14 protein-coding genes and 1 pseudogene are annotated in these 17376 nt (G+C 43.5%); 8 read left to right on the forward strand and 7 right to left on the reverse strand.

Annotated features, from left to right (window positions below; all coding sequences use genetic code 11):
• Window positions 1–205: 205 nt before the first annotated feature.
• Both cysK and cysZ read right to left on the reverse strand, forming a co-directional pair.
• The gene (cysK, locus tag OCU46_RS03620; RefSeq protein WP_141269368.1) at window positions 206–1174 is read right to left on the reverse strand and encodes a cysteine synthase A; all 969 of its coding nucleotides are present in this window, start codon (window positions 1172–1174) and stop codon (window positions 206–208) included.
• A 133-nt stretch (window positions 1175–1307) separates the two neighbouring features.
• Window positions 1308–2063, reverse strand: coding sequence for a sulfate transporter CysZ (gene cysZ, locus OCU46_RS03625; protein WP_141269366.1), 756 nt, complete (start codon window positions 2061–2063; stop codon window positions 1308–1310).
• A gap of 180 nt (window positions 2064–2243) precedes the next feature.
• Between cysZ and zipA the strand changes: the two genes are divergently transcribed.
• Both zipA and ligA read left to right on the forward strand, forming a co-directional pair.
• Window positions 2244–3233: a cell division protein ZipA gene (gene zipA, locus OCU46_RS03630; protein ID WP_141269364.1), complete on the forward strand. Its 990-nt coding sequence runs from the start codon at window positions 2244–2246 to the stop codon at window positions 3231–3233.
• Window positions 3234–3317: 84 nt separating this feature from the next.
• Window positions 3318–5345, forward strand: coding sequence for an NAD-dependent DNA ligase LigA (ligA, locus tag OCU46_RS03635; protein ID WP_141269362.1), 2028 nt, complete (start codon window positions 3318–3320; stop codon window positions 5343–5345).
• Window positions 5346–5453: 108 nt separating this feature from the next.
• On the opposite strand, the gene OCU46_RS03640 is transcribed toward ligA, so the two are convergent.
• Complete coding sequence (locus tag OCU46_RS03640) at window positions 5454–5906, reverse strand: NfeD family protein (protein ID WP_141269360.1); 453 nt, start codon at window positions 5904–5906, stop codon at window positions 5454–5456.
• Complete coding sequence (locus OCU46_RS03645; RefSeq protein WP_141269358.1) at window positions 5903–6826, reverse strand: SPFH domain-containing protein; 924 nt, start codon at window positions 6824–6826, stop codon at window positions 5903–5905. The genes OCU46_RS03640 and OCU46_RS03645 overlap by 4 nt, the downstream gene beginning before the upstream one ends.
• Before the next feature lie 234 nt (window positions 6827–7060).
• Here OCU46_RS03645 and OCU46_RS03650 point away from each other — a divergent pair, with 234 nt between their 5' ends.
• A complete protein-coding gene (locus OCU46_RS03650; protein ID WP_141269356.1) occupies window positions 7061–7498 on the forward strand; it encodes a hypothetical protein in 438 nt (145 codons plus the stop codon).
• A 44-nt stretch (window positions 7499–7542) separates the two neighbouring features.
• Here the strand turns inward: OCU46_RS03650 and OCU46_RS03655 are convergent, their stop codons facing one another.
• Window positions 7543–8301 (reverse strand): hypothetical protein, encoded by a 759-nt coding sequence (locus OCU46_RS03655; RefSeq protein ID WP_141269354.1) that lies wholly within the window; start codon window positions 8299–8301, stop codon window positions 7543–7545.
• Between the two features lie 183 nt (window positions 8302–8484).
• Between OCU46_RS03655 and OCU46_RS03660 the strand changes: the two genes are divergently transcribed.
• The 4 genes and pseudogenes from OCU46_RS03660 to OCU46_RS03675 all read left to right on the forward strand — a co-directional run.
• Window positions 8485–9573 carry an MFS transporter gene (locus OCU46_RS03660; protein ID WP_244311342.1) on the forward strand — a complete coding sequence of 363 codons (1089 nt, stop codon included), beginning with the start codon at window positions 8485–8487 and terminating at the stop codon, window positions 9571–9573.
• 139 nt (window positions 9574–9712) lie between these two features.
• The gene (locus OCU46_RS03665) at window positions 9713–10978 is read left to right on the forward strand and encodes a phosphatase PAP2 family protein (RefSeq protein ID WP_141269352.1); all 1266 of its coding nucleotides are present in this window, start codon (window positions 9713–9715) and stop codon (window positions 10976–10978) included.
• Between the two features lie 169 nt (window positions 10979–11147).
• Window positions 11148–14219 carry an efflux RND transporter permease subunit gene (locus OCU46_RS03670; protein WP_141269350.1) on the forward strand — a complete coding sequence of 1024 codons (3072 nt, stop codon included), beginning with the start codon at window positions 11148–11150 and terminating at the stop codon, window positions 14217–14219.
• Between the two features lie 219 nt (window positions 14220–14438).
• Window positions 14439–14819, forward strand: a pseudogene (locus OCU46_RS03675) (transposase); the annotation flags it as partial.
• A 163-nt stretch (window positions 14820–14982) separates the two neighbouring features.
• On the opposite strand, the gene OCU46_RS03680 reads toward OCU46_RS03675, so the two are convergent.
• Window positions 14983–15339 (reverse strand): hypothetical protein, encoded by a 357-nt coding sequence (locus OCU46_RS03680; protein ID WP_141269348.1) that lies wholly within the window; start codon window positions 15337–15339, stop codon window positions 14983–14985.
• A gap of 149 nt (window positions 15340–15488) precedes the next feature.
• Entirely contained in the window at window positions 15489–16160 is a 672-nt protein-coding gene (locus OCU46_RS03685; RefSeq protein ID WP_141269346.1) for a hypothetical protein, read from the reverse strand.
• A 100-nt stretch (window positions 16161–16260) separates the two neighbouring features.
• Between OCU46_RS03685 and OCU46_RS03690 the strand changes: the two genes are divergently transcribed.
• A complete protein-coding gene (locus OCU46_RS03690; RefSeq protein WP_141269344.1) occupies window positions 16261–17136 on the forward strand; it encodes a LysR family transcriptional regulator in 876 nt (291 codons plus the stop codon).
• The last annotated feature ends 240 nt before the right edge of the window (window positions 17137–17376 follow it).

Below are 17376 nucleotides of genomic sequence, written 5' to 3' on the forward strand. Positions count from 1 at the left end.
CTTATTTATTGTTAAAACTGGCTCATGACCTTGGCTACGTAAGTTCTTATGACTTTTATGTGTAACCTAAATTCGTGCTTCTTTTATTTTGAAGCGAAAAATAAAGCCTAGAAATATTACCAAATGTTGACCGCGAATCAATAAAAAAGCCCCTAAAAGGGGCTTTTTTGATTGAAAACTTGATTTGGGCACACTTTTTTTGTGCTTATTGCTGATTCTCTTTCTCTGTGAATATACCAGCAAACAATGCAGTACTCAGGTAACGCTCACCAGAGCTTGGCAGTACAGTTACAATGGTTTTTCCTGCAAATTCAGGTAGTTCCGCAATTCTGTTAGCTGCAACAACCGCTGCACCTGAAGAAATCCCGGCCAAAATACCTTCTTCTTCCATCAAACGTCGAGCCATATCGATAGCTTCATCTGAAGTGACAGTAACAACCTTGTCTACCAACTCAAGATCTAAGTTTCCAGGGATGAAACCAGCACCAATACCTTGAATTTTGTGTGGGGCAGGTTGCACTTCTTCACCAGCAAGCACTTGGCTGATGACTGGAGACTCAGCTGGTTCAACAGCGACAGACGTAATTGCCTTGCCTTTAGTTTGCTTAATGTAACGGCTAGTACCGGTAATGGTACCGCCTGTACCGACACCAGAAACCAACACATCAATCTCACCGTCCGTTGCTTCCCAAAGCTCTGGACCTGTGGTTTGTTCGTGAATCGCTGGGTTAGCAGGGTTATTGAACTGTTGAAGAAGTAGAGTGGTTTCTGGGCTTTCCGCCACAATCTCTTCTGCTTTAGCGATAGCGCCCTTCATACCTTTAGCCGCTTCTGTAAGAACAAGGTTCGCACCTAGTGCTTTAAGAAGCTTACGGCGTTCAAGGCTCATTGATTCAGGCATAGTTAGCGTCAGTTTGTAGCCACGTGCTGCTGCAACAAATGCCAGCGCAACACCGGTATTACCGCTGGTAGGTTCTACAAGCTCAATACCTTTAGTTAGAGTACCTGCTTTCTCTGCTTCCCAAATCATATTGGCGCCAATACGACATTTAACACTAAAGCTAGGGTTGCGTGCTTCAATTTTAGCGAGAACGTTGCCGTTGCTGACGCGGTTTAAACGAACGAGAGGCGTATTACCTATAGTTAGTGAATTGTCATCGTAAATTTTGCTCATGCTTGGTTCCTTGTGCGTTGACGCGCTATGTCATTGAGGTCGAGCCATACATTTTTGATGACTCGAGCAAATTGCTTCTACAATCTTAGAATAAGGTGCAACTATCTTGTTATAAAGGAATAAAAGGTTATAACTAATAGCTAACTTTTTGATGTTGTTTGAACTCTGTTACCCACATCAATGTAGCACCACACACGGCTACCGGCATGATAATGAGATTTAAAAGTGGGATAGAGGTAAACAGCGCCACCATTGAGCCGTAACCATAGGCTTTTCCTTGCTTTTGTTTTAGAGCAAATCGCATAGAGTTAAAGTCGACTTTATGGTTATCAAATGGGTAGTCGCAATACTGAATAGCCAACATCCATGAAGTGAAGATAAACCACACAAAGGGAGCAACGGTTTGACCAAAGGCAGGAATGAGTAGCAACAAGAACAAGCCGAGTGCTTTAGGCATAAGATAAACAAGCTTGCGCCATTCGCGTCCTAATATTCGTGGTACATCCTTAATAAGGTCTGCCACACTTTGGTCAATCATCCCCTCAGGACTGAGCTTTTGTTCTACCTTCTCAGCTAATAACCCGTTAAATGGAGCGGCAATAAAGTTTGCTAGAGTACTAAAGAAGTAGGAAAAGGTTGCTAGGATAGTAATAGCAAGTAATGGCCATAGTATGTAACGAAGCCAGTCTAAAAATTCAGGTAAAGCGCCGAGCCATTGTTCAATCCATTGATTGAGGTTACTAAATAGATAGAAGAGTGCGCCACCGACCAAAAGAATGTTGATCAGTAGTGGCATAAATACATAGCGGCGCAAGCCAGGTTGTAATGCCAATTTAAATCCGGAGAAAAAGTAACCGAAGCCTGACATTGGGTTCAAATTATGGTGCATTTTGTCTTCCTATGACGGAGTTTGGAGCGAATTAGGCCTAATATAAGAAAAGCGTGCTCAAAATCACAGCATAAAGTGAATAGATTTTATTAAAAGATTCAACTCTCTAAGAGAGTTTTGTTAAAGTAGTTTAAGTAACTCAATCTCGGTGTCTCACCAGGGTAAAGCAGAGAGCAAAAAATGCAGGAATTGCGAATCGTACTGATAGTCGTAGGTGTGCTAGCTATAGCGGGTCTACTTATTCATGGTTTATGGACGAATAAACGCGAACAAAGTGGTAAATTCTCGGACAAGCCATTAAGTAAACTAGCCAACGAGCCTTCAACAGAGTCTGACGTTGTGACCCCTAAGAGTCCGGCAAAAGAGACACCAGGGCTTGAAGATGACTTCGATGTGGTCAAAGTGACGAAAAAAAGCAGCAAGAAAGAGCCAAGCTTTTCTAGTTTTGATGATGATATCGGTGATCCACTGTTGGACAGTCATCATGATGATAATCGCCACGATGATGATGTTGAGAGCATTAAACCAACAGTTGCTGTTAATACTGATGAATTGCCGACTATCACTATCAGTTCCGATGCATACTCAAAGCATGAAGAAGAGCCGTCTTCAGCCTTTGTTGCTAAAGAACCGCAAATAGAAGAAAGCGTCGTTCTTGAACCTGAAGTGACGGTCGCTGAGCCGGAAGTCACGCCAGCTACCCCTGTTGCTGAGCCTGAAGAGCCTGAACTTGAAGTGTTGGTTTTGCATGTTAAGGCTTTGCCAAATCAAATATTTGTGGGCAGTGACTTATTTGTCAGCATGGAACAAAACGGCTTGCACTTCGGACCGATGGACATTTACCACCGCCATGCGGATATGTCGGGTACGGGTAAGGTGTTGTTTAGTGTAGCGAATATGCTTAAACCGGGAACGTTATCTCATGATGACCCAGGAACCTTCACTACAGAAGGCATTTCGTTCTTTATGACATTGCCAAGCTACGGCGATCCAGAGCAGAACTTTAAGATTATGCTGCATACCGCACAAATGATTGCTGATGATCTCGGTGGTCATGTATTAGATGACAAACGTTCACTGATGACCCGTGATCGCATTGACGCCTTTAAGCGTCAAATTCAGGACTTTGTACAAAGACAAAAACAAAAAGAGACGAGCAATATAGTCTAGGCCCTAACTCTTTGGTTTATAAATAAAATTACTTAAAGGGCTCTCCATGGAGCCTTTTCTTTTCCCTATTTTTGAGAAATCCCTATGCCAGATTCTATTCAACAACAACACGCTAAGCTATCTGAAGCACTGCATTATCATGCGGTGCGTTACTATGTTGAGGATAGCCCTGAGATTCCTGATGCAGAATATGACAGGTTAATGCGTCAACTGATTGAATTAGAAGAAGGTAACCCAGAACTTGTCACGGTTGACTCTCCCTCTCAAAGGGTAGGTGGCGCGCCACTGTCAGGCTTTACGCAAGTTACTCATCAAGTGCCAATGTTATCGTTAGACAATGCCTTTGATGATTCGGAATTGAAGGCGTTTCATAAACGCATGCAAGATAGGCTAAATAGCAGTGAGCTTGGTGCGTTCAGTTGTGAACCTAAGCTCGATGGCTTAGCGGTTAGCTTGATGTATGAAAATGGCGTTTTGGTTCAAGCTGCAACCCGCGGTGATGGGACGACCGGTGAAAACATCACTCAGAATGTTCGCACCATTAGTGCCATCCCTCTAAAACTGCAGGGTGAGGGATATCCAACGCGCTTAGAAGTGCGTGGTGAAGTATTTATGCCTAAAGCGGGTTTTGAGCGTTTTAACGAGCAGGCGATAGCGAAAGGCGAAAAGCCATTTGCGAATCCAAGAAACGCTGCTGCCGGCAGTTTACGTCAGTTGGACTCGCGTATTACGGCGAAGCGTCCTTTAGGTTTTTACGCCTATAGCGTAGGTGTTATAGAGGGTGGTGAGCTAGCAAATAGCCACTATCAACGTTTCTTGCAGCTCAAAGAGTGGGGGCTACCAATGTGCCCTGTGGTGCGTAAGGTAGAGAACCTGAATGATGTGATTGCTTACTACCAATACATTCTTGAAACGCGTGATGACCTTGATTATGAGATAGATGGTGTGGTGATCAAGCTTGACGAGATAGCCAAGCAAGAACAACTTGGCTTTGTTGCCCGTGCACCACGTTGGGCGATTGCCTACAAGTTTCCTGCACAGGAAGAGCTGACCACATTGAATGATGTAGAGTTTCAGGTAGGTCGTACTGGAGCTATTACACCAGTGGCTAAGCTTGAGCCGGTGTTTGTCGGCGGCGTTACTGTGAGTAACGCAACCTTACACAACGCAGATGAAATTCAACGTTTAGGTGTGATGGTCGGAGACACGGTTATTATTCGTCGAGCAGGTGATGTGATCCCCCAAATTACAGGCGTGGTGCTAGATAGACGCCCTGAAGACGCCAAGGCAATCGTCTACCCAGTGGTATGTCCGGTGTGTGGCTCTGATGCAGAGCGCACAGAAGGAGAAGCTGTTACACGTTGTACTGGCGGGTTGGTATGTTCGGCACAACGCAAACAAGCATTAAAGCATTTTGTATCGCGTAAGGCGATGGATGTAGATGGCTTAGGCGACAAGGTGGTCGAGCAGCTAGTAGAGAAAGAAATGGTCCAGACTCCTGCCGATCTTTTTAAACTGAGTGCGGGTCGAATTACGGTGCTAGAGCGTATGGGGCCTAAATCAGCACAAAATGTCATTGATGCTTTAGAAAAATCTAAACAAACCACCTTACCACGATTCTTATATTCACTCGGTATTCGAGAGGTCGGTGAAGCGACGGCAGCGAACTTAGCACAGCATTTCAAGACGTTAGAGCGAATTGAGCAAGCTAGTGTAGACGCGCTTCTAGAAGTGCCAGATGTTGGGGTTATTGTTGCTGAGCACATTAAGATGTTCTTTGCTCAGGAATCTAACCAAGCTGTTATCGCTGAGCTTATTGAAAGTGGCATTACTTGGGAGGCAGTGAAAGAGGTAGCAAACGCTCAAGAGTTGCCTTTGGCAGGTAAAACCGTAGTACTAACGGGCTCTTTGTCTCAACTAACTCGTTCAGATGCGAAAGCGGCACTGCAAAACCTTGGCGCTAAAGTAACTGGGAGCGTATCGAAGAAAACCGATATCTTGTTTGCTGGAGAAGCCGCAGGCTCTAAGCTAGCAAAAGCGCAAGACCTTGGTATCGAAATTCAAGATGAGCAAGGCTTAATCGCCTTAATGCAAGAGCATGGCATCAGTTAGTAGTTACTAGTTAGGCGCTAGTGTTTTGAATATTAAAAAGGCTTCTAGATTTTCCAATCTTAGAAGCCTTTTTTGAACCATTACTACTTAACAGGTAATTAGATTACCTTAGTGCTTTTGGCGAATATGCAAAATAATGCCTTCTACCTTGTAGACCTCTACGGCTGTTCCTGCTTCTATCTTCTGCTCTGAAACGGCTGTCCAAGAGGTATCTCCTAGCTTCAAGCGTCCTTTGCCCACGGGGAAGTCTTGCTCTAGGGTGGTGAACTGCCCAATCAAGTGTTGTGAACGCTTGTTGAGTGTCGTGGTTTTGTCGTCTTTTTTATCTTTTCCTTTTTGGTAGCGCCACCAAAGCCAAGTGGTGATCAGACCAAAGCTTGCAAAGCTCATCCACTGCATCTGCCACCCAAGAGGAAGTGCACTTAAAATAGCCCCCACAATAAGGGCTGAAATACCAAGCCATAGAAAGTAGCCAGCGGTGCCTAAGACTTCTAGGCACAGCAGCGCGAGGCCAAATGCAAGCCAGTGCCAATGATTAACTTGCTCTAGAAGTTCTATCACGCTTTACCCTTGTCATCAGCTGATTTAAACATTTCGGCAACCCCGGCAATCGATCCCATCAAACCTGTAGCTTCAAGCGGTAGCATAATGATTTTACCATTCTCGGCTTGGCCAATGGATTTCAGTGCATCGGTGTAGCCTTGCGCGATAAAGTAATTCACGGCCTGCATATCACCTGCCGCAATAGCATCAGACACCATCTGAGTCGCTTTTGCTTCTGCTTCTGCTGAACGCTCACGAGCTTCTGCTTGTAAGATCGCGGCCTGTTTCTCACCTTCGGCTTTTAATATTTCAGACTGCTTGTGACCCTCAGCTTTCAGGATTTCTGCTTGTCGAATACCCTCTGCCTCAAGTACTTCAGCACGTTTGTTTCGCTCCGCTTTCATCTGAGCGTTCATCGCCGCTGTGAGGTCTGCGGGTGGCTGCACGTCTTTGATTTCAATACGGGTAACTTTAACGCCCCAAGGGTTCGTCGCTTCATCGACAATCGTTAGTAGACGAGTGTTGATCATATCCCTTTGGCTTAGCATCTCATCGAGTTCCATTGAGCCCAGTACAGTACGGATATTGGTCAGAGTAAGGTTGCGGATGGCATGCTCTAACTCTGTTACCTCATAAGCAGCTTTCGGTGCGTCAAAAACTTGTACGAAACACACTGCATCGATAGTGACATTGGCATTGTCTTTTGAAATGACTTCCTGAGCTGGGATATCCAGTACTCGCTCCATCATATTGATTTTGTTACCGATGCTGTCGATAAACGGGATAATCAGGTTTAGTCCTGGTTGCAGAGTTTTGGTATAGCGGCCAAAACGCTCAACTGTCCAGTGACTTCCTTGCGGAACCGTTTTGATCCCTGCGACAATTAAGATAACGGCCAACGCGATAAAAATCGCAATAGTAATGAGGGTCGAGTCCATGCGTACTTTCCTAGCGATGAAGTAGTCAAAGAATAACTATACCTTATTTTTGACGATTACCTGTGCGAGAGTGTTGAAAAGAAAGGATATTTGTAGCTACACATCACGATATTATTAAAGGTGTTGCATGAGTTAGTAGAACATTACCTATCGAATTATTTAATAGAACCTAGTTACTATTAATCGCTTTTAAATGACAAATTACATGATTGAAATTTGTTATTGGAGAGAGTGATGAAATCCATTTTACCTGTTGTTGTCTGTTGCCTAAGTCTATGGGGATGCCAAGCTAAAGCGAATAATTATGATGATTATTGCGATCAAGTATTAGGTGACAGTGTCGAGGGCGCGGTTGTTGGAGGTATTGCTGGAGCAGGTTTAGGTGCCATTGCTGATGGAGAAGAAGGGGCAAAGCGAGGTGCTGCGATTGGCGCTGTTGCTGGCACTATCGATGGGCTGGTCGATGGCGTTGAAAAGCGAGAGCGCTGTCGACGTGATATGCAAGACCTAGAGGAAGTCTATTGGGATAATGAAGTTGATCGTGCTGTAGATGATTCACTACTAGAACGAGAATTGATTGATAGTGTCATTGAAGATGAAATCGAGAAAGAGATTGAAAACGATGTCGCTAATGAAATAGCCGATGAAATCTCTGAAGACGCTTGGGGGTAAATGTTTTTGCTTGGAGGGAAGGGAGGCCTTCCATAGCCCCTAAATTAGAATTTGTAAACGTAGCGCAATTTCAACGTTGACTCTGTACCAGGAACATACCCCGCGATAGGGTCTCCCTCACCAACAAATCGATTTTTCATATCAGTATTCCTATTGTTGACTGCAAACCGTTCATGAACGAGCATGAGTTTATGATCACCTGACTTGCTTAGATTGAACGTTGCGTTAAAGTCGAGCTTAAGTGTTGAACCATTGGTGTCTGAATCCCATATGGCATATTGGGGGTGGAAACCTAAAGAAAATCGGTCATTGATTTTGTGGTCTATCTTAATATTCAGCTGCGCACCATGATCATTCTCGCGAGATTTTGTAGTGGACGATTTATTAGATAGGTAAGCCAAAGCAGGATTTATACGTAAGCAAAAACTGTCCCAACAATCTTTAAATGCATAACCCACCGAACCAATCGAAGGTCCTGCTCCGAGAAAATCGCCCTTTATTAAATCTAATGAAACACCGTGATTTTGGTTCCAATATCCATAAGCCCAATTTCTTGCTACGGTCATGCGTCCATCTCTATTCCATTTAGCTGCAAGGGTATTGTCGATGGATAGACCGCCTAGTTCTAAACCTACACCTTGTAAAATGGTCTCGACTTGAGTGGTATCTTTTTTGGATTCAGATTGAACGGTTCTCGCCCCCTCTATCCCAATAATGCCCAGCCATGCAGCATTTACGCTAGGAACAGCAAAAAGAAGGCTAGTAGCAAAGCACACCCCTTTTTCTGCCTTTGTTATTTTCATCTTGTCTTCCTAATAGTTAACGAAATCATGCAGAAGTAAACCTTCTGGGTGATATCTTGCTATAGGAAATAAACAGGCTGTAGTTAACAACTATCGGCTTTGTGCATAGTCGGATAAATTGCTTCCGGAAGAAGGGTTGATGATATATTGTTAATGAAATGTATCTCAAAGGTTGATTGTATCTTGGTTAATATCCCGTTTTGGTTGTCTGCCTGTCTTAAACTTGCAATCTCGGTAAGTATCTTTTCTATTCTTCCATCCTATTTAACGATTATTGAGCAACACTTAACCCTATCACCCACGGTGCTAAACTACTTGGCCACCACAGAATTGATGGGTTTTGCTCTGGCGTGCGCCCTTAATTATTACTTTTTGAGGCATGACTTCCGATTTAATGACAACGTTGCCCTTGCTCTCTTGTGTCTCTGCCATTTGAGTAGTGCCTTTATCAGTGATGTTTCGTTGTTTTTTATCATGAGAGGCTTGGCCGGTGTATGCGCGGGACTGGTTATTGTTCGCTGCTATGAAGTTTTAGGTGCAGAGGAAAACCCTGACGCCGCATTTGGTAAAGCAATTGCAATTCAGATGCTAACGACGGCGGTATTATTTCTGCTTCTTCCTAGCTTGGTGAATTACTACGATACGAGCATTTTCTTTATTGCTCTTGGGGGACTTGTCGCATTTACGCTATTGCTCAAGCCTTTATCAGTTCCAAACTCCAAAGTAAGTAAGTTATCAGAAGAAATTGATTTAACCGTGGTATTGATCAGCTTAAGCGCTATGGTGATGGTGATACTTACCCATTCAGCAATTTGGTCTACTCTCGGAGCCTATGCAATCGCTCACCATATTGAGTTGGGGGATCAAGGACTGTTGTTTGCTTTTGGAACATTGTTCAGTGTGGCTGGCGCCATTCTAGCTACGTTTCCAGTGGCTCATCAAAGAAAAACCTTGATATTGAGTATAGCGATTTTTCTTCAGTGCCTTGTGGTATCGACGATGTTGACTGGTGATGATATGTATAGCTTTATCATCGCAACCTGTATTTTCCAATTACTGTGGAACCTTATCGTGCCTCTTGTGATGGGGACAATGGCAAGTGGACGCTATGGTAATGTTGTTATTCGCTTTACATTAGCTGCTCAAACACTCGGAGCTGCTTTAGGACCGCTGATGTTAGTTCCAGGTTGGGTGCTGCCGGAGGTTATAGGGCTCCTGCTCATTACCTATCTATTAGTATCCTCTACGATCAAGATCCAAGAATCTCTTTGATTCTTAGATAACCCCTCTCTTTCCACGTGAGTATAACTCAACCTATCTAAAATACTGGTAGGTTCCATTTTCTCCTATCGAATAAATCGCTTTAATATTGCCTCAGAAATAACCAGTTACAATTTTTGAGGTCAATAAAATGAAAGCGAAACTACTTACTACACTCCTAAGCCTATCTGCTATTGCACCTGCGCTTGCTGGGCAAAATGCAATCAATACCTCAGTAAATGACGAATATGTTGAGGCTGGTGACTATTTACAAATATTAATTCCAGCGACAGGTTTGTTCGCCACTTGGCTACATGATGATCCAGAAGGCGCAAAACAATTAGCGCTTTCTGTAGGTGCAACACAAGTTATTGTTCACGGCACAAAAAACTTGGTAGGACGTATGCGACCAAATAGTAGCAGTGCTCAATCTTTCCCATCAGGACACACAGCAGCCGCTTTCTCTGGAGCCGCATTTTTGCAAAGTCGATATGGCGCTGCTTGGGGTGTGCCAGCTTATGCTGCAGCTTCATTTGTTGGGCTTAGCCGAATGCATGGTAAACGCCACTTTGCCGATGATGTGCTTGCCGCTGCGGGTATTTCATTCTTGGTTAACCAATACCTAATCTCTCCATATCAATCAAAAAATATGGCTTTCTCAGCGACTCCGACAAAAGATGGAGTGAAATTGGGCGCAAGCTTTACCAATGATTTTTTTACCAAGCAGTCTAGAAAGGCCTATGAACAGCGTACATCTAAGCCTCAAAAACATCGTTTTGAATTAGATATTGGCTTCAATATGACAGATAGCTTTAAAAAAGCGGGGCTACCAGGTGACAAGTTAGTGGATGAAAATCAACCCTTTGCGTCAGCGAACTACAGCTATCAGTTAGATAAAGATTCATTCCTACAGTTCCACTTGTCACCAAACGAAACTCGCCGCTATGGTGAAATGGGCAGCGATGCGAGCTATCTAGGAGAGCAATACAAAAGTGGCGATGATATCTATGTGGCGTTTCGTCAGTGGTCAGTCGGTGGTTCTTACAACCAAATGTTCGAGCTAACAGATGATCTAACGGCAAGCCTTGGTGTTGGTGCATCAGGTTACTTACTTGAGGTTGAAATGGATAAAGAGAAGGGTGGTCAGCATATTCAATCATCAACGCTACGTTTGTTACCTAGTATTAACTCGAACATAGACTACGAAATTATCGATGACCTCCATACTTTTGCTCATGTTGAATACCAGCATCTAAAACGTGATCACGTGTTTTTGGCTGAAGCTGGGTTGAGCTACGACTTGAATAAAGAGTGGGATATTAGTGTGAAGTATCAACACCAAGATGCGAAGTGGGCGAGCCAGCAAATCGATTACAAAACAAAATCGGTTGTATTTAGTATTGCTAACCGCTTCTAGAGGCAATACAGCTCTGGCTCTACCAATCAACCGCTCTTATTAGTAAGAGCGGTTTTTCTTTATTCATTATGCAGAGTGACCTATTAAAAAACTTAATGGCATCTAAATAGGTGCATTAGTAGTAGCGGTATATCTTAGCGGCAAAATCATCTGTCGCGAGGAAGCCATTGTGTTTAAGTTCTTTATAAAAAGACCAAAGCTGGCCATTGTTCTATCCATATTTATTTCAGTAGCAGGGCTTATCTCAGCCTACTTATCTCCAATGGGACGCTATCCCGATGTCGCGCCATTGACTATTGCGGTTGATACCTGGATGGATGGAGCCACCGCGGAAGTCATCACTAAAACCGTTGCTCCCGAGATTGAAAAGCAAGTCAATGGTGTCGCGGGTATGCAATATATGAAGTCAACATCAGGCTCTGATGGTACCTATTCCCTTGAGGTGATCTTCGATAACTCGACCAATGCTGATAATGCGGTGACCTTAGTACAAAACAGGGTCAACTTGGCTCTGCCTGAGTTGCCGGGCGATGTAATGCGAAATGGCGTCAAGGTGGAGAAACTGTCCAACGGTATGTTGATTGGCCTATCCATTCAAGATCCAAGTGGAGAAGCGACAGATACTCAAATCAGTGCCTTCGCGGGTGGTCAATTTAAAGAAGCTTTGCAACGTATCCCTGGTATCTCCAAGGTTGATGTCTTGGGTGAAAAGAAATACGCAATGCGTATTTGGCTCGACCCAAATAAGATGCGCCAATTATCGGTGGATGTGACCGCTATTCAGAATGCGATAGCCACCCAAAATAAGATTAGCCCAGCAGGCTCACTAGTAGGAGACTTACTTGAATATCCACTGACTGTAGATGGCGGCTTAACCAATAAGCAGCAATTTGAAAATATCGTAATTCGCGGTGATGCACTGCATCGAAAAGTGTTTCTTAAAGACGTTGCTAAGGTAGAACTAGGAGCGGAGGTCTATACCGCCAATGCCTATGCAGGAGCTAGTGCCGGCTCTGTGGTCTTTATCTATAAAACCCCAGATGCGAACGCTGTAGAGGTCGGAAATGCTGTTGCAGAGCTTGTCACAAGTATCAAATCTGAATATCAAATTGAGTATGTGTACGATGCTACTAACTTCGTACACGGGGCTATCGACAATGTGCTGGAAACACTATTACTGGCGGTAGTTATTGTTGGTATGGTTACTTTGATCTTTATGCAATCTTTGCGACTCACTTTTATTACAGTGACAGCCATTCCCGTTTCATTGATTGGTACTTTTGCTTTTATGTATGCTCTTGGTATCGATATCAACATTATCTCAATGCTAGGTTTGGTAATGGCCATAGGCATAGTGGTAGATGCTGCCATCATAGTGATTGAGGCAACGGAGCATGAGCTCAATCACAATCCTGAATTGACAGTGCCGGAAGCGGTTGGTGTTGCTCTTGATAAGGTGGTTGCTCCTATTATTGCCTCCGCTTTGGTTTTGTTATCTGTGTTTGCCCCTACCATATTTATGAGTGGCATGACGGGTATTATCTACAGTGAATTTGGCATCGTTTTGAGTGTGTCGGTGCTAGTTTCTACCGTTGTTGCTCTGAGTTTGACTCCCGCATTATGTGCCTTATTTATGAAGCCACCTAAGAAAGGTTTTATTGCTCGCCAAGTAGAGCGCGTGATTGGATTTAAAATCAGTGCATTTACTGGTGTGACTTCGGGTTTTGTTCGCTTTCCATTGCTTTCGATTGTTTTGCTAGGGATTGGCGTCTGGTTTGCCATTGACCACGGAAAAGACCTGCCACAAGGAATGTTGCCAGCGGAGGACACTAGCGCGGTATTCGTTGTTGGAGGCTTTGAGCCAGGTACAGCATTGAGTGTCACCGATAACCATACGATTGAGGTCGTTGAAGCGCTACAGAAAATACCGGGAGTGCGCAATTCTATTGCCGCATCAGGGTTTAACCTACTTAATGGCAATGCTGATATGAGTAGCTTTCTGATCCTATTGAATTTGGATAATATCGAACAGCGCGATTTGTCTGATGAGCAAATTACGGCAGAAGCCAATGCCATATTACAGGCCATGGGCATTGAGGGGTTTGCGTTCAAGCCTCCTGTTATACCTGAGCTTGGTATGGTTGATGGCGTTAACTTTGTCTTAATTGATCACTATGCTCGATCTCCTATTGAGTTGGGTAAAGACACACAGGCCATTATTGAGCAGCTAAATGGCAAAGAGTCGATTTCGTTGGCCATGACTCAGTTTGCGGTTAATAAGCCCTCGATTAAGCTCAATATTAATCGTCATAAGATGCTGGAATATGGCATTAGCTACGCTGAGCTTGTTGATGGTATGCAGGCCCATTTTGGTGGGCAATACGTGAATACATTCAATCTAGACGGTCGTAACTACAAAGTCATGATGCAAAATGCCCCTGAATATCGACTGGATAAAAAGGCTTTGCAGAATGTGTATATCAACTATGCCAATGGTATGAGCCAACCGGCAGCCAAACTGTTCAGTGTCGAGCCAATTACGGTTCCTAACTTTTTGAATCGTTTTAATGGTATGCAGTCTGTTTCTATCGATGTATTGCCAACAGCCTCTACTGGTGCGGCGATAGAGGCGTTACAACAATTAGAACTGCCAGAAGGCTACTCCATTGAGTTTACAGGTACTGCAAAAGAAGAGATTGAAGCGGGTAGCCAGGCCACAATCATTCTCGCTCTAGCATTGCTGATCACGTATTTAGTGTTAGTGGGGCAGTATGAAAGCTGGCTTATTCCTGCAGCAATTATGACCATGGTTCCCACTGCAGTTATTGGCATCATTGCTGGTGTCGAGCTTCTGGGAAGTGAGGTGACCATCTTTACCCAGTTAGCTGCTGTATTGCTAGTGGGGATGGCTGTGCGAAATGCCATCTTGATAGTGGAGTACGCAAAAGAGCTGCGTGAGATCCAAGGCCTACCAGTTAAAAAGGCGGCCATAGAAGCGCTAAGATTAAGAGCGCGAGCGGTATTTATGACCGCATTTTCGTTTGCGGTTGGACTTGTGCCCTTAATGTTATCCGATGCAATCGGTAGCGGTGCTCAGCAGGCTCTAGGTTGGGCTTCTTTTGGCGGGATTGTGACAGCTACTTTCCTAGGATGCATCGCGGCTTGTGTCCTATTCGTTATTTTTCAATCTATTCGGGAGCGCTTCCGCTCCCCAAAACTCAATGTGCAAATTGCACAGTAATTAATCTAACCTAATAAAAGGGTAAAAAATGAAAGGCCTATCTCGATACGTGACATCACTGCTTTATACCAGTGCAGTCTCATGGTTCTTGATTATTGCCTCTGTTGCATTGCGCGTATAGGGTCAAACGAATATCAAAGTAGCGTCATACAGGAAGAGGACGCTTATTCCTTCAAATATATCTTCTTTATTTATATATCATTGATAGTACAAGGAAATTTCCTGATTTCAGTATTTATCCCGCCTGTTTACCCACACTAAACCTGTATAGGTCTCCGAGCTAAAGGCGCCGAAGTTTCATTTAAAACCAAAACTAGTGTTGTAATACAACATCCGCCATTGATGGAAAACGCAGAGTTTGGCGTCAGTTACATTTAGCAGTAGATACCAGCACCCAAAAAATAGTCACAACAGAGCTTATCTAACGTTGCGGATGCTGAGGTGCCTTTTGGAAACAAGGATATCCTCCCAACCTGGCGCGTGACAGCCAGAAACTCTGCGGCTCCAACAAGAAGTGAAAAAAAGCTGCATGGTTATCAAAAGTGTTCACTCTCTGAAACAGGCATGTATAGAGTGAAGCAGTTGCTAGGAGGGGGCTTAGACTGAGAAATTATGGTATGTAGTATGAATAACACTCAATTTTAGGCGGGTAGGTTTCCTGTCAGAATTACGCAACAAAACCTTGCGACGATGCTGAAATTACCTATTAGGTGGCTTCGCCTTTTTCTGAAGTAAGAAGGAAAGCCACCATGGTTAGAAGCAGTTAGGAACTGTATTGATATAAAAGCTTGTTAATAGGCAACCACACCTTCCACTTCGTGAAGTCAGGTGCTTTTTTGTTTACCGGGCTAGGAATACGAGAGATGCCTAACAGTGGGGAACGAGAGGGTACAAATATAGATAACGTCCCATCAGCGAAAAGACGCGCTTCAAATTTTTCCAGAACTACTTTATTTGTTTTCGACACACTTGTACTCAAGGCAGGCAAAGATTGAATACCAATATAGCGATGAAAGGTTTTTATAAAACCATGTCTTCCATCGAAGCGATACCCTGAATCCAAAAGAAATTTGTCAGCTTTAAGTTTGTTAGAAAATCTAGTTTTAAATATCTTTCTCATAAGTTAACTACCTAAAAGTAGGTATTATGGATGACGAAAGACAAACTGAAAAATGAGGATGTATAGAAGAATTCAATGGATAGAAGAGTGATTATTGATCTTATCTAAAAAGCCAATCCCCTCAATGGAATTGGCTTTAAATCAATAGTTTAAAAGTAATAACTTGCTTGTAGCCAGGCAACGGTGTCTTCCTTATTCACCAAGTTCTTTTTCGAAGATTCCCCAGTATATTCTACCTTTGCACCAATTGAGGCATTATCAAGAATCATATAACCGCCACCGACTTCTATTTGAGGTATCCACTCTTTACTCTGCTCGTGGTAGGTAGCCTTAGGGTTTGCATAAATCCAGTGTCCTGCGTCAAATCCATACATACCGTATAGGCCAAGCTGACCAAGTGCAGATTCAGATTTGGCTTTTCCATCTGCTGCGTCGGAAGTGGTGTAACCTATAGAAGCCATTGGAAATAGCATAATGTTGTCTGTGGCTTGGAATTTATAGATAGCACCAGCAAGCGCTGTCGTGTTGTCTTTATCGCCCAGAACATCGACTGAGTAGCCTAATCCATCAGTAACATGGAAGTATCGACCACGATAATTCATATCGCCGGATTTGTTATCAACTCCGAGGTCTAATTGGAATATATTGCTGCCTAGACCAATCATACCATTGAGCTGGGTGCTGTTTTCGCTGGCACTCACACCAAGTGAGCTAAAGCTTGCTGTAGGATCGCCATAATTAACTGCTTCCCCCTCTTTTTCATTAGCCATAGCGCCGCCGCACGCGCTCGCAATAGCTAGACCAATTAATAACTTTTTCATTTTAATTTCTCCGAATTAGGATTTGTTTTCGGAGATAGTTTTGCATTTCACATAAAATAGATTAAATTGATAAGTATCGTTTTTTATAATAGGTGAAAAGATGATAAACCTCGATTACCTGCTTGCATTTGTTACAGCAGCTGACAAAGGGTCTTTCTCAGCTGCAGGAAGGCATATAGGAAAAAGTCAAAGCACAATCAGTGTCAGTGTTAGCAACCTAGAGTTAGATCTTGGTGTTTCTTTATTTGATCGTACGGGTAAGTATCCCGTTTTAACTCAAGAGGGAGAACATCTATACCAACAGGCCAAGGTGTTAATGCGACAAGCTGACCGAATCGAGAACTATACTTCGGGAGTAAGGGATCAAGTTGAAAACTCTTTGGTCATTGGATTGGATCCCTTAGTTCCATTTTCTCTGATTGAGACACCTTTAGAAAAAATCTCCCAGAAATTCCCCTTTACTCAGATCCAAATTAAAAAGGAGAAGAGCGATGGATTATTCACGCAATTAAACGATGATAAGGTCGACTTCGTACTTCACCTTACCGAAGATGCGATTCCTGACTATTATGAGTTTGCTTGTATCCATCAACTCGAATGGACATGTGTATGCAGTCCGGACAGCGAGTTTGCTGATTTGGAGATAGTTAACAATGATTTGTTGACTACAGAAAGGCAGATTATTTGTACCAGTCTTTATGAACATAAAGTTCTAGGGTCGGTAGGCACACTGTCACAATCCGTATGGTTGGCGCACGATCAGGATGACATGATTCGAATGGTGGAACAGGGAATTGGATGGGCAGTATTACCAACTATCATGTTACAAGAGCGAGTAGCTCTGGGCACTCTGGTTGAATTTACCCCGGAGTATGTGAAGTCAAACCAGTCCTATGGTGTGGACCTGGTTTGGAAAGCCAATGACAGCCTTGGCCCGGTGGCACATTATCTTCGAGAGCTATTGTTTGCCAGTTAACCTTACACACAAACATAACTCCCCACGTCGTCTGATACTGTGACAACAACCACCTCTTGTCCCCGAAATTTTTATCGGGGACTTTAAAATTTCCAATAAAAGCGCTAGGGATTGCCTGCAACTATATAGGTCACAGGCACAGCGCGTAATACTGCCGCCTCATATAACGCCTCCTAGGTCTTTTGTCGGAGATCTTCTGATTTGGCATTCCTTAAATGAGTAGTCAAAAGTAAACTCACC

The sequence above is a fragment of the Vibrio comitans genome (assembly GCA_024346835.1).
Classification (GTDB): domain Bacteria; phylum Pseudomonadota; class Gammaproteobacteria; order Enterobacterales; family Vibrionaceae; genus Vibrio; species Vibrio comitans.

Excerpts from the sequence above, each read along its gene's own strand:
- cysK (WP_141269368.1), bottom strand. The coding sequence starts at position 1,174 with ATGAGCAAAATTTACGATGACAATTCACTAACTATAGGTAATACGCCT.
- cysZ (WP_141269366.1), bottom strand. The coding sequence starts at position 2,063 with ATGCACCATAATTTGAACCCAATGTCAGGCTTCGGTTACTTTTTCTCC.
- zipA (WP_141269364.1), top strand. The coding sequence starts at position 2,244 with ATGCAGGAATTGCGAATCGTACTGATAGTCGTAGGTGTGCTAGCTATA.
- ligA (WP_141269362.1), top strand. The coding sequence starts at position 3,318 with ATGCCAGATTCTATTCAACAACAACACGCTAAGCTATCTGAAGCACTG.
- OCU46_RS03645 (WP_141269358.1), bottom strand. The coding sequence starts at position 6,826 with ATGGACTCGACCCTCATTACTATTGCGATTTTTATCGCGTTGGCCGTT.
- OCU46_RS03650 (WP_141269356.1), top strand. The coding sequence starts at position 7,061 with ATGAAATCCATTTTACCTGTTGTTGTCTGTTGCCTAAGTCTATGGGGA.
- OCU46_RS03655 (WP_141269354.1), bottom strand. The coding sequence starts at position 8,301 with ATGAAAATAACAAAGGCAGAAAAAGGGGTGTGCTTTGCTACTAGCCTT.
- OCU46_RS03665 (WP_141269352.1), top strand. The coding sequence starts at position 9,713 with ATGAAAGCGAAACTACTTACTACACTCCTAAGCCTATCTGCTATTGCA.
- OCU46_RS03680 (WP_141269348.1), bottom strand. The coding sequence starts at position 15,339 with ATGAGAAAGATATTTAAAACTAGATTTTCTAACAAACTTAAAGCTGAC.
- OCU46_RS03685 (WP_141269346.1), bottom strand. The coding sequence starts at position 16,160 with ATGAAAAAGTTATTAATTGGTCTAGCTATTGCGAGCGCGTGCGGCGGC.
- OCU46_RS03690 (WP_141269344.1), top strand. The coding sequence starts at position 16,261 with ATGATAAACCTCGATTACCTGCTTGCATTTGTTACAGCAGCTGACAAA.